A 12,877-nucleotide genomic window follows, 5' to 3' on the forward strand; every position below is an offset into this window, starting at 1 on the left:
CCCATCAGTTGAACTGGTGGGCTGTTTTTTGTGTCGCATCGGTCATTTAAGTTCATGTGAGAACTCAAAAAAGAGCGAGGCATTGGCTTTCGGCCCCTTCGGATGTAAGGCTTTATTCTTCGCCCGACCAAAGATTACACCCTTCGCCAATTATTGGGTCGACTGTGACAACAGGATATTTGGTATGATGAGAGGAAAGCCATCTATGAAAGGGATAGGAGAGGATCTCATGCAGGAAAACGGTAATCACCTCAACATTCTGACCACCGTACTTGAACACGCCTATGAAGGGATCGTTGTCGTGGATCAACAGGGCGTAATCACTCATTTCAATCAGGCCTACAGCCGTTTGAAGGGGATTTCACAACAACAAGCGATTGGCCAGAACGTCACGGATGTAATCGAAAATACGAGGCTCCACCACGTGTTGAAAACGGGTGTCCCTGAGCGCGGAAGACTCCAGACCATTTCCGGCCAGGACATGATCGTACACCGCATCCCCGTCTGGGAAGGAGAAACGGTAACTTCTGCCATCGGAATTCTCGTCTTCGATGGGGTATCTGATTTGTATGAAATTCTTGAGCAGATCGAAAGTAAAGAACACACATCGACTGCATCCGCACCATCGGTGAACCGGGGAAAACAACCCACAGAGCGTACGAATTTCGATACAATCATCGGACGCAGTGAAGCGATCATGAATACGAAACGGATCGCAAGAAAAGCAGCAAAAACCCTTGCCACCGTTCAAATTACGGGTGAAAGTGGGACCGGAAAAGAATTGTTTGCTCAAGCGATCCATGATCAGAGCCCCTATGCAGATGGTGAATTTATCAGCATCAATTGCGCAGCCATTCCGGAACATCTTCTCGAAGCCGAACTGTTTGGCTATGAGGAGGGAGCTTTCACAGGCGCAAAAAAAGGAGGGAAACCGGGTCTCTTTGAAGCTGCTGATTACGGAACACTTTTTCTCGATGAGATTGGTGATATGCCCTTATCCATGCAATCGAAAATCCTGAGGGTGCTCCAGGAAAAAGAAGCGACCAGAGTTGGTGGCCTCACACCTTATCAAACCCATGTACGAATCATTTCCGCTACGAATAAAAATCTCATCAGCATGATTGAGGAGGAACGCTTCCGAGAAGATCTGTATTACCGGTTAAATATTATTCCCATTCATATTCCACCGCTCCGGGCAAGAAAAGAAGACATCCCTCTCTTGTTAGCTACCTTTCTCGAGAACGTATGCCGGAAATACGAAATCGAAGAGAAACACTTTCTTGCAGAAAGCATTTCCATTTTGACGCATTACCCCTGGCCAGGCAATATCCGGGAGATGATGAATATGATCGAACAACTTGTCAGCCTTGTCGATGAAGAATGTATAACACCCGACAAACTGCCCGCAAAAATCCTGACTGAAAACAGCACAGTACTCGAAAGCCGTTCTTCTGCCTTTTCCTTTTTGGAGAAGATCCAGCAAAAGAAGCAGGATCACGAAAAAGAACTGCTGATCACTGCCTTGAAAGATGCCAACGGCAACAAAGCAGAAGCCGCCAGGCAAATAGGCATCCACCGCTCCACACTCTACGAAAAATTGAAGAAATTCGACATTTTGTAATTCGTTATGTCGGGATATCCCTACATAACTCCGTCATAATCACGACATGATTACAGCACTCTGTCGGATTCATCAGACGCTGCTTCTTTGAAGAGGCAGCGTCCTCTTTCTGTTTTGGACGTCCCGACGCATGATAACGCTTACTTAGTTCTTTTTCTGAACGAAAATCCGGATTTTGGCATGATACTTGCATCTCTTATTAACCTGAATCAATTATTTTTACAGAAATGGGGAGATGTACGTGAACGATTTTTTTATGCCTAATGTGAATTTTTTCGGTCGGGGCTCAGTCGCAGTGACAGGAGAACGGTGCAGCATTCTGGGTGCCAAAAAGGCGCTGATTGTAACAGACGACTTCTTGAAAAATATGCCGGACGGCCCGGTGGCAAAAGTCGTCGCTTCATTAGAGGAACAAGGCATCGATTATGCGTATTTTACAGAAGTGGAACCAAACCCGAAAGATACCAACGTAGCCGCCGGTTTGACCATGTTCGAAGCAGAATCGTGCGACCTGATTTTAACTGTCGGCGGGGGAAGTGCACATGACTGCGGAAAGGGGATCGGGATCGCCGCAACACACGATGGCGATATTTATGAGAACTACGCCGGTATTGAAACGTTGACTAATCCGCTTCCGCCCATCGTCAGCGTGAATACAACAGCCGGCACAGCCAGTGAAGTCACGCGCCACTGCGTGCTGACAAACACGAAAAAGAAAATCAAGTTTGTCGTTGTCAGCTGGCGTAATACACCGCTCGTTTCCATCAACGACCCGGAATTAATGGTTGGTAAACCACCGGCGCTGACGGCAGCGACGGGGATGGATGCCCTGACACATGCCGTGGAATCCTATGTTTCACTCGGGGCAAATGCTGTAACGGATGCCCACGCCATCCAGGCCATCAAACTGATTTCGGACAACCTTCGTCAGGCCGTGGCATACGGTCATAACTTGGAAGCCCGAGAGAATATGGCCAACGCGTCACTGCTTGCTGGCATGGCATTCAATAACGCCGGTCTTGGTTATGTGCATGCCATGGCCCATCAACTCGGCGGGCTTTACGATATTCCGCATGGGGTTGCCAATGCCGTTCTTTTGCCACACGTGGAGAACTTCAATATGATTTCAAACCCGGCCAAATTTGCAGATATTGCTCGCTTCATGGGGGAAAACATCGATGGCCTCTCTGTTCGTGATGCTGCAGACAAAGCGGTTCAGGCCATTCGAACGCTCTCTGAGGACGTGAAAATCCCTGCAAGCATGAGAGAGCTCGGAGTAAAAGAAGAAGACATCGAACTCATGGCCGAACTGGCCATGCAGGACGGCAACGCCTTCAGTAATCCAATCCAGGGAACAAAAGAAGATATCATCACCATTTTCAAAAACGCCTACTAAAAGACCCTGACCGACGCCCTCTTTTATACACAACAAGATAAATAAAGAGGGCGTTGGGTGCCAGCATATCGCTATTCGTGGAGGTTTGTATCCACAGATCACATAGGAGGGGTCTCAATGGGGCAATCCAATGCATTTCGTGTACCAGCAGTCATTCATTATGGAGAACACGCATTACAGAAACTTGGCGATGCAGCTCAAGCTTTTGGAGCGAAAGCGCTCATAATCAGTGATCAGATCATGCAAGAACTCGGTTATGTCCATAAATGTAAACACCTCTTACATCAACAGGGCATTCAGTCATCGATCTACCTTGGGGTCCATTCTGAACCTTGCGAAGCATTTGTATATGAGGCGTTGCATCTTTTTCACCAGGATCACTGTCATTTTATCGTGTCGGTTGGTGGCGGAAGCTGCATTGATACAGCAAAAGCCGTTTCGACTCTCGCAACAAACCCGGGATCGATCAGTGAATTCATCGGCGCCAAGCGATGGGCAGAGAACAAGCCAATTGCCCATATCGCGATTCCCACTACAGCGGGAACCGGCTCAGAGGCGACAGATGTCACGGTGATCAACCAGTCAGAAACAGATGTCAAAATGATGATTAAACAGCCTGCGTTTATGCCCGCTGTCGCGATTGTCGACCCACTTTTGACGGTCTCCGCACCGAAAAACGTCACCGCCGCGACGGGAATCGATGCGCTCAGTCATGCCATTGAGGCCTATCTGTCAAAAAAAGCACACCCGATGACCGATACATTGGCCATCGCCGCTATGAACAATATTTTACCTGCCATGAAAACCGTTTATGATGAACCGGACAACATCGAAGCCCGAGAAAAAATGGCTTTGGGGTCGCTTCAGGCAGGCATGGCCTTTTCGAATGCTTCCGTGTGTCTCGTTCATGGCATGTCTCGACCGATCGGCGCCTTGTTCCATGTCCCCCACGGGATATCCAATGCCATGCTCCTGCCAGCCGTATTGGAATACAGTCAGGATGCCTGCACCGAACGCCTTGCGGTGATCGGGGCATTATTCTCAGACGAGCCTGCCGGTTCACTCTTGACTGCCGAATACGCTGAACTGGCAACACTGAAAATCAAGGAACTGGCGTCGTATGTGAACATCACCAATTTAAAAGAATGGGGCATTGACGAGCACGCCTTCTTTGAAGCGATCCCGAAAATGGCCAAGGACGCCTTAGCCAGCGGAAGTCCCGCAAATAACCCGAAAGTCCCAGACGAAACAGACATCCATGAATTATACAGCCTCTGTTATGATTATCATTTTGCAAAATAAGGAGTGTGTTGAACATGTGTCCTCAAACGGTTACGAAACTGCGCAACTATGTGAATGGTCAATGGGTCGCTTCGTCATCTGACGAAACCGAAATTGTATACAACCCTGCCACTGACGAAGCCATGGCCGAAGTCCCTCTCTCGAACAAAGAAGATGTGGAAAAAGCCGTATCCGCTGCAAATGAAGCCTTTAAAACGTGGCATAAAACGCCAGTCCCTAAACGGGCCCGAATCCTGTTTAACTATCAGCAGTTAATTTTGGAGAATTACGATGAGTTGGCTGAAATCATCACAAAAGAAAATGGGAAAAGCCGTGCCGATGCCAACAGCGAAGTGCAACGCGGTTTGGAAAACGTGGAATTTGCCGCTGGTGCTCCGACGCTGATGATGGGTTCGGTCCTCCCCGATATTTCGGCAGACATTGAATCGTCCATGTATCGCTATCCGATTGGCGTAGTCGGTGGCATTACACCGTTCAACTTCCCGATGATGGTTCCCTGCTGGATGTATCCTTTAGCGATTGCCTGCGGGAACACGTTTGTGTTGAAGCCTTCTGAGCGCACACCGCTTCTTGCGCAACGATTAGTTGAATTGTTTACCGAAGCCGGCCTGCCAGACGGCGTATTGAATATCGTTCACGGGGCACATGATGTGGTCAATGGTCTTCTGGAGCACGACGATGTCATGGCAATCTCCTTTGTCGGCTCTCAGCCTGTGGCCGAATATATTTATAAAACGGCTGCGGCAAACGGCAAGCGCGTTCAGGCTTTGGCCGGCGCGAAAAACCACTCGATCGTGCTGGGCGATTGCAACCTGGAGAAGGCCGTAACAGGGATTCTCGGTTCCGCCTTTGGCAGTGCCGGCGAACGGTGCATGGCCACTTCCGTCGTGGCAGTCACTGACGATATCGCAGATGCCTTTGTCGATCAATTGACCGACGCGGCCAATCAGATCACCATCGGCAATGGCCTCGATCCAGACGTTTTCCTCGGTCCGGTCATCCGTCAATCCCATCTTGATCGGGTTCGATCCTATATTGAGACAGGTGTTGAAGAGAACGCTACGCTTGTCAGAGATGGACGGGCGGATGTGAACGAATCAGAAGCAGGTTACTTCCTCGGTGCAACGATTTTTGATCACGTGAATCCAAAGATGTCGATTTGGAAAGATGAGATTTTCGGTCCGGTGTTAAGTATCGTCCGTGTAAAAGACTTAGATGAAGCAATTGAGCTGACGAATCAATCCGAATTTGCCAATGGGGCCGTCATTTATACAGACAGCGGGAAAGCTGTTCATCAATTCCGGGAAACGATTGAAGCCGGGATGCTAGGTGTCAATGTGAATGTTCCTGCACCAATGGCCTTCTTCCCGTTTTCCGGTTGGAAAAAATCATTCTATGGTGACTTACACGCTAACGGAAAAGATGGGGTGGAATTCTATACCCGCAAAAAAATGGTCACCGCCAGGTGGAATTGAGCTGGTTTCATCAAAAAACAAGCTCCTCTCAGCGCATGATGTGCTGATGAGGAGCTTGTTTGATTGATTATTTCTGCACGCCTTCGTCCGCCGGATTTACACCGTGACGGTAGAAGTCGAGGTGTTCAGGTTCCAGTGGTTTTTTGCCCTGGATGAGGTCGGCCGCTTTTTCTGCCAACATCAGAACCGGGGCGTGGATGTTCCCGTTCGTCACGTAAGGCATAGCAGATGCATCGGCCACGCGGACATTTTCAAGACCGTGGACCTTCATGGATTCAGGATCAACCACAGCCATCTTGTCAGACGCTGGTCCCATCTTCGCTGTGCATGATGGGTGAAGGGCTGTTTCTGCATCCTTCGCGACCCACTCGAGGATCTCATCGTCGGTTTTCACGTCAGGTCCCGGTGCGATCTCTCCGGAATTGTATGGTGCGATGGCGTCTTGCGCCATGATCTTACGGGAAATGCGCACCGCTTCGATCCATTCACGGCGATCCTGCTCAGTGGACAGGTAGTTGTACACCATGCTTGGATGCTGTTTCGGATCCTTCGATTTGATTTTCAGTGAGCCACGGGCATCGGAATACATCGGACCGACGTGGACCTGAAAACCGTGCTTCGTGTCGGCTTTTTGACCGTCGTAACGGACGGCGACCGGCAGGAAGTGGAACATCAGGTTCGGGTAGTCCACGATGTCGTTGGAGCGGACAAAGCCGCCGCCTTCAAAGTGGTTCGTTGCCGCAGCACCTTTACGGGCCAGGAGCCACTGCAGGCCGATCCACGGCATACGGCTCTTACTCAGGTTCGGCTGCTCGGAGACCGGTTTCGGGCAGGAATACTGAATGTAGGCTTCCAGATGGTCCTGCAGGTTCTCCCCGACACCCGGGAGATCAACAACAGGCTTTATCCCAAGGGATCTGAGGTGCTGTGCGTCACCGACACCAGACAGCTGAAGCAGCTGCGGAGTATTGATGGCGCCGCCGGAGAGAACGACTTCTCCCGCCTCGATCTGATGCGTCTTGCCGTTTCGCTTGTAGGTGACACCTTTGGCACGCTTACCGTCAAAATCGATGCTCTGTACAAATGCACGGGTCTTCACCGTCAGGTTCTTCCGGCTCATCACCGGTTGCAGGTACGCCCGGGAAACCGTCAAGCGTCGTCCTTTGTAGACGTGCTTATCAAACGGCCCGAATCCTTCCTGACGAAAACCGTTCACATCCGGGGTGCGGTTATAGCCCGCTTCCACTGCTGCGTCAAAAAACGCCTGGAACAGCGGGTTTTTCGCCGGCCCGCGCTCAAGCTTCAATGGCCCGTCGTGACCGCGGTATTCGTCACCTTTCTCAGCGCCAAGAGCACTTTCAAGCCGCTTGAAGTACGGCAGACAGTGAGCAAAATTCCAGGATTCCATGCCCGGGTCCTTACCCCATCGCTCATAGTCCATCGGGTTCCCGCGCTGATAGATCATCCCGTTAATGGAACTTGATCCACCGAGGACTTTCCCCCGGGCGTGCTTGATTCTGCGCTGTCCCATATACGGTTCCGGTTCGGTTTCATATTTCCAGTCATACAGCGACTTTCCCGCTGGAAACGGCAGTGCTGCAGGCATCTGAATCAACAGATCCCACGAAAAATCTTTCCGGCCTGCTTCGAGTACCAGGACACTTTTCTTCCCATCTTCACTCAGACGATTCCCGAGAACAGAACCTGCACTTCCGCCACCGATAATCACCACATCATACTTTTCACTCATGTTGTCATCCTCCTTAAGTCTGCAAAAATAAAACGCGATGCAAGTGAGCATCCGCTTTATTGACTTCCTGATTTTTTGTTAAATAATTATTTAACGTATTTAATATATTAAATTTAACACACCCTGGCCGCTTTGTAAACCAAAGCAGGTGGAAAAAACAAAAAAAGCAGCTGCACACCCCGCTCACGGCAAGGTTGCAGCTGCTTTTTTGATTTCTTTTACTGCATTGCTCTTTTTTGACCCTCTTCATCGGTACCTTTGTTCCCGCTTCGATTCCAGAACGAGACGAGGATCGGTCCTGAAATGTTGTGCCAAACGGAGAAGATCGCGCTCGGCAAGGCTGCCAAGGGGCTGAAGTGCGCCGTAGCCAGGGCTGCACCCAATCCGGAATTCTGCATCCCCACCTCCATCGAGATGGCTCTGCGCTTCGTTTCGTCAAGGCCGGCCCAAAGTGCTGCCAGGTAACCGAGCAGGAGACCGAACCCGTTATGCAGGATGACTGCAGCAAATACCGCCGCTCCTGACGTGATGATATTCTCAGCGTTCGCGGCGACGACGGCCGCGACGATCAGCATAATCGCCACAACGGATACGAGTGGCAAGGCCGCCTGACCTTTATCCACCGCTCCAGGTAAGAGCCTTCTGGCAAGGATCCCGAGGACGATCGGTACGATGATGACCTGGACTATCGACATGAATAAATCTCCGACGCTCACCGGAAGCCACTGCCCGGCCAACAGCAAGACAGCGAGAGGCGTCAACAGCGGTGCGAGCATGGTCGAAACGGACGTCATCGCAACAGACACCGGCACATCACCCCGGGAGAGATACACCATCACATTCGAGGCTGTACCGCCTGGGCATGCACCGACGAGAACGAGCCCGGCCGCAAGCTCCGGAGGAAGCCCCAATACATACGCAATGACAAAGGCCGTGAGCGGCATCACGATAAACTGGGCGAGTAAGCCGATGACGACCGGCACCGGCTTTTGCGCAATTACCTTGAAATCCGCGAACCTCATGGTCGTTCCCATGCCGAACATGACCACGCCGAGAAGAATCGTTATGTAAGCGGCAATCCACTCAAAGGTGTCCGGTGTGAAGAACGCCATAAACGATACGGCAATGACGATGACGGCAAAATACTTACTGAAAAACTGACTGATTTTTGCTACTGTTTCCATGTCCACAACCCCTTTTCAAAATCAGTATATAGTAGATTATCTGCCATTGTACGCCCCACTTTGGCACGGTTCAACACTAAAGCGGAAAATTTTCCTCTCATTTCACGTTTTCCCTTCATTTCTTCAGCATTCGTAAACTTCCTGCGAAGTGCAAACACAAAAGCAGCAAGCCCCTGCTATGGGCGCTTGCTGCTTTTGTTCAACCGATGCTCAGCTGAACAGGTCCAGCTGTTCAAAATCCTGCCGGGGTTTTTTGGTCGACCGGCGACGGCTCTCTTTTCTGCTGCCGTGTTTGTTCAGCTGGGCGCCCGCCGCTTCTCTTGCTTCGGGGGATTGTTTCAATGACCAGAGAATCCGCCTCGCTTCGCCGTTGGCTTTCGCCACATCGACGATCGGGGACGGATATCCGTCCGGCAGACCCGCCGGCAGTTTCCACGGCTCCTGAATGAATGCGTCCGGAACGGTTCGCAGTTCCGGCACGAAGCGCCTCACAAACGCCCCTTTCGCGTCGTGGTCCTGGCCCTGCTTCACGGGGTTATAGATCCGGATCGTGTTAAAGCCCGTTGTCCCCGCCTGCATCTGCACCTGACTGTAGTGAATGCCCGGTTCATAATCGAGAAACAGGCGTGCCAAGTCAACGGACGGCCTGCGCCAGTCAAGCATCAGCGTATTGCAGACAAAGGAAAGGACCATCGCACGGGAGCGGAAATTCAGCCAGCCGGTTTCATGCAGGCAGCGCATCGCCGCATCAATGAGCGGGATACCCGTTTTTCCCTGGAGCCACGCCTGATAAGCCTGTTCGTCCCAGTCCTGACGAATCGTATCAAAAGCGGGATTCATCGTCCGGGTCACGATCTCCGGTTCATCCTCAATTCGCTGAATAAAATGACAGTGCCAGTGAAGCCGCGACAAAAACGCGCTCAGCTGCTGTTGTTCAAAGCCGCTCGCGCTCTGCTGAATGGCTTTCACTGTCTCTTGATACGTATAGCGAACGGACACGTTTCCCCACGCAAGATAAGGAGACAGGCGGCTGCAGGAATCGGCGGATGCATACGGCTTGGAGATCTTCAGCTGATACCCTTTATAGCGGGCATCGAGAAAACTCCGGAGCGTGCCATGCGCGGCCCTCTCCCCGCCTTTTTGTCCTGTCTGAATCCCCTCACCCGGAATCTTCAGCGTCAGAGGTTCCTGCACGCCCTGTTTCAAACATGCAGGCAGCTGCCCTGAGCGACTGTCCATTCGCTCGGGCGCAGGTGTCAGTTCCCCGGATACGTAGGCTTCATACCCTTTTTGAAACGCATCCCTGGTTTTCAACCCGCGGGTCACGCCGAAATGAGGCCATTCCTTCATCGGGAAGCCTTTCCCTTTCATCCAGCTGCGCACCGCAATGTCCCGCCGAAACGTGTTTGGCGTACCGTTTTCTTCATGGGCATGCAGACGAAACGGCCCGAGGTGTAACACCAGTTCCTGAAGAATGTCTGTCATTTCTCCAATCGCTGTATACAGTCTCGCCCCGCGTTTACTCAGCTGTTCATCGAGTTCCTGAAGACTTTCCATGACAAAGTCTTTGTGCCGGACGGATACATCACCCGCCTCCCAGACGGAAGGTTCAAAGACGAACAATGGCAACACGCTGCCTTTCGTCACCGCTTCAGCCAAAGGCCGGTGATCATATATGCGCAGATCGCGCTTAAACCAGACAACCGTGATCACCGCCTCCAGCTCCTTCCTTGGATCTCGTTCGTTCACTTCATGACCCGTATCACATGCTTTATTGAACAGATCTTGTTCATCAATCTGGACTCCCTTGATAATTCCGGGCTTTTTCAATCAGTTCTTCGAGCGTCAATCCGCTCTGGTAGAGTTCATGTGCCTCGTCTTCACCAATGTAGCGGATGTGCCAGGGTTCAAACGAAATCCCGGTAATCGCTTCTTTTCCCGCTGGATAGCGGATGATAAAGCCGTGCTCATGCGCATGTTCTTCGAGCCATTTGCCTTCGTCCGTGTCGGCAAAATCGGTGTTCAATAAGAAGCCGTTGCTCCTGCTCGACACATCCATCGCCAGTCCCGACTGATGTTCACTGCCGCCGGGAATCGCGAGAATTTTCCTCGCCTCGTCTTCGCCGTGTTCATTGACATAGGCTGTGAAGAGCTGTTCCTGACGCTCAAAAGACCGGTAGCCGGAAACGGCAAACAGCTCATGACCATACCCTTCAGCGTCCGCAAACAACCGCTCGAGAGCTTCAGCAGCCTCTTCACGCATCAACCGGCGATCAAGCGCTTCTGAAAAACTGAAACGGACGTCAGGAACCGTGAGATCCTCAGGCACATAAGCGGGGTCAAGCACATGGTCGTCATTGACGAGAAGATGGTTGTGATCCGGATCCTGAATGGTCCCATCCTCGCCACCGGTTTGGGTCAACTGCATCTGCGAGAGCCGTTCATCTGAAAAATACACACTCTCCCTGAGCGAGAGCTCCGCACTGATCCGCTCCGGCGCTAAGGCGCCTGACTGCCATTCCCGGGCGTCCTGACAACCGCTCAACAGGGTCAAAAAGCATAGAAATCCCGCAAAAGAGACCTGTATCCGACGCTTGTCTATCACCCCATTATGATGAGGCATGAAAATGACTCCCTGTCTTTTGGTCCTTCAGGCATTGGTGAATGACATCGATCTCTGAATAGGGTACTTCTTTTCCGTTAATGATCTGGTGATCGAGCGGTCCTAGACCGGTCAACAGCACAATGTCCCCTTCTTCAGCCATGGAAAGTGCTGTTTGAATGGCCTCTTCCCGGTGAAGGGTTGTCCGGATTGTATCCTGGTCCGGACTCTTCAACCCCGACATCATATCTGCAAGGATCTCCGGACGTTCCCGCCGATCCGGATGCTCCGTCGTCACAATCAGCTGATCCGCTTTCCCTTCTGCAGATCCGGTCAGCATCGGAAGCAGCGTCGGGTCACGGGTACCGGTGCCGGCAACCACAAGGATCAGGTTCTTCGGTTTCATACTCCGGGCCGCGTCAATCACACAAACAAGCGCATCAGGGGTGTGGGCAAAGTCTGATATCACCTGGTAACCGGCACCGGTTTCAATCAGGTTCAGTCGTCCGTCCGGCATGTTCAATGCGGATACGTGCGTCATGAGTTCTTCTGCCGGGACATCAGCCAGCAGGCAGGCCGCTAATGCCGCCAGCAAGTTGGACAGGTTGTGCCCACCAAACAGCGGCAGTTTGATCTGAAACCGGCGGCTTGGCAGGGTGATTTCTGCCTGCGTCCCGCTCTCATCCACATGAATGATGTTTGCGGTGACATCTGCCTTCTGTTTTACGCTGTAGGTCAGTATCTCTCCTTTGAAAGACTGGAGAATTTCCTCACTCATTCCTTCGTCATCAAGATTCACCACTGCTTTTTTCACTTGTCGAAACATCGTCAGTTTCGATTGTCTGTACTGGTCAAAGGATGCGTGAAAATCGAGATGCTCCGGCGTTAAATTGGTATGGACACCGATATCAAAGAGGAGCCCGTCCACCCGCTTCTGGTCGATGGCAATGGAAGTTACTTCGAGTGCTACGGCCTCAATGCCTTCCTCATAAAAGGTGTTGAAAATGTGATGGAGATCCGGGGCTTCGGGGGTGGTGTGGTCGTATGATTGAGCGAGCGGGACGACTGATCATCCCGGACTTTTTCCGTGCCGATAGAGCCTGTCCGCATACCGCTGCGGTTCAGGAGCTGATGAATAAAAGCCGTCACCGTTGTTTTTCCATTCGTTCCCGTCACAGCAATGCTCTTCATCCGCTGATATACGTGAGCGTAAAATTCGGCGGACAGGATCGACATCATCCGCTTGGCATCTTCGACGATCACATACGTAATGGCAGGATGGTTCAGGTGCGATTGATAAAGTATCTCCCGCTCCGTTCCGATGATCACGTTCGCACCGCTGCCCGCCGCTTGATCGATGAACTGATGGCCATCATAATGGTCTCCGTTGATACAGAAAAACGCCGTTTGACGATGGACGATTCGGGAATCATATGTAAGCGCGTGGATATCAGCTGTACCTGGACCATAGATATCCTTCACGTCTTTGTTGTTCTCAGGTGTAAAATCAAAAAACATCTATTCCCGTCCCTTCCATTTAATTATAC

At 51.4% G+C, this 12,877-nt stretch carries 10 protein-coding genes; 4 read left to right on the forward strand and 6 right to left on the reverse strand.

Translation table 11 applies throughout. The features are described 5' to 3' along the window. Positions 1 to 229: 229 nt before the first annotated feature. The 4 genes from BBEV_RS16080 (at position 230) to BBEV_RS16095 (ending at position 5,794) form a co-directional block, all read left to right on the forward strand. Complete coding sequence (locus BBEV_RS16080) at positions 230 to 1,621, forward strand: sigma-54 interaction domain-containing protein (protein ID WP_069366390.1); 1,392 nt, start codon at positions 230 to 232, stop codon at positions 1,619 to 1,621. A gap of 256 nt (positions 1,622 to 1,877) precedes the next feature. Beyond that, positions 1,878 to 3,017 (forward strand): iron-containing alcohol dehydrogenase, encoded by a 1,140-nt coding sequence (locus BBEV_RS16085; protein ID WP_324609515.1) that lies wholly within the window; start codon positions 1,878 to 1,880, stop codon positions 3,015 to 3,017. A 117-nt stretch (positions 3,018 to 3,134) separates the two neighbouring features. Continuing rightward, positions 3,135 to 4,319 (forward strand): iron-containing alcohol dehydrogenase, encoded by a 1,185-nt coding sequence (locus BBEV_RS16090; RefSeq protein WP_069366392.1) that lies wholly within the window; start codon positions 3,135 to 3,137, stop codon positions 4,317 to 4,319. A gap of 14 nt (positions 4,320 to 4,333) precedes the next feature. Further along, positions 4,334 to 5,794 (forward strand): CoA-acylating methylmalonate-semialdehyde dehydrogenase, encoded by a 1,461-nt coding sequence (locus BBEV_RS16095; RefSeq protein WP_069366393.1) that lies wholly within the window; start codon positions 4,334 to 4,336, stop codon positions 5,792 to 5,794. Between the two features lie 67 nt (positions 5,795 to 5,861). Here BBEV_RS16095 and betA read toward each other — a convergent pair whose 3' ends face one another. The 6 genes from betA to BBEV_RS16125 all read right to left on the reverse strand — a co-directional run bounded on the left by betA (position 5,862) and on the right by BBEV_RS16125 (position 12,848). Next, on the reverse strand, positions 5,862 to 7,544 hold the full coding sequence (betA, locus tag BBEV_RS16100; protein ID WP_069366394.1) for a choline dehydrogenase: 1,683 nt from the start codon (positions 7,542 to 7,544) through the stop codon (positions 5,862 to 5,864). A gap of 218 nt (positions 7,545 to 7,762) precedes the next feature. Beyond that, a complete protein-coding gene (locus BBEV_RS16105) occupies positions 7,763 to 8,728 on the reverse strand; it encodes a bile acid:sodium symporter family protein (RefSeq protein WP_069366395.1) in 966 nt (321 codons plus the stop codon). 210 nt (positions 8,729 to 8,938) lie between these two features. Then, positions 8,939 to 10,558, reverse strand: coding sequence for an FAD-binding domain-containing protein (locus tag BBEV_RS16110; protein WP_232318219.1), 1,620 nt, complete (start codon positions 10,556 to 10,558; stop codon positions 8,939 to 8,941). Beyond that, on the reverse strand, positions 10,521 to 11,351 hold the full coding sequence (locus tag BBEV_RS16115) for a D-alanyl-D-alanine carboxypeptidase family protein (RefSeq protein WP_069366396.1): 831 nt from the start codon (positions 11,349 to 11,351) through the stop codon (positions 10,521 to 10,523). The genes BBEV_RS16110 and BBEV_RS16115 overlap by 38 nt, the downstream gene beginning before the upstream one ends. After that, complete coding sequence (locus BBEV_RS16120) at positions 11,338 to 12,336, reverse strand: Mur ligase family protein (protein ID WP_084007446.1); 999 nt, start codon at positions 12,334 to 12,336, stop codon at positions 11,338 to 11,340. The genes BBEV_RS16115 and BBEV_RS16120 overlap by 14 nt, the downstream gene beginning before the upstream one ends. Continuing rightward, positions 12,297 to 12,848, reverse strand: coding sequence for a Mur ligase domain-containing protein (locus BBEV_RS16125; RefSeq protein ID WP_069366398.1), 552 nt, complete (start codon positions 12,846 to 12,848; stop codon positions 12,297 to 12,299). The genes BBEV_RS16120 and BBEV_RS16125 overlap by 40 nt, the downstream gene beginning before the upstream one ends. Positions 12,849 to 12,877 lie beyond the last annotated feature (29 nt).

This window comes from Salisediminibacterium beveridgei, assembly GCF_001721685.1.
GTDB classification, from domain to species: Bacteria; Bacillota; Bacilli; order Bacillales; family Salisediminibacteriaceae; genus Salisediminibacterium; species Salisediminibacterium beveridgei.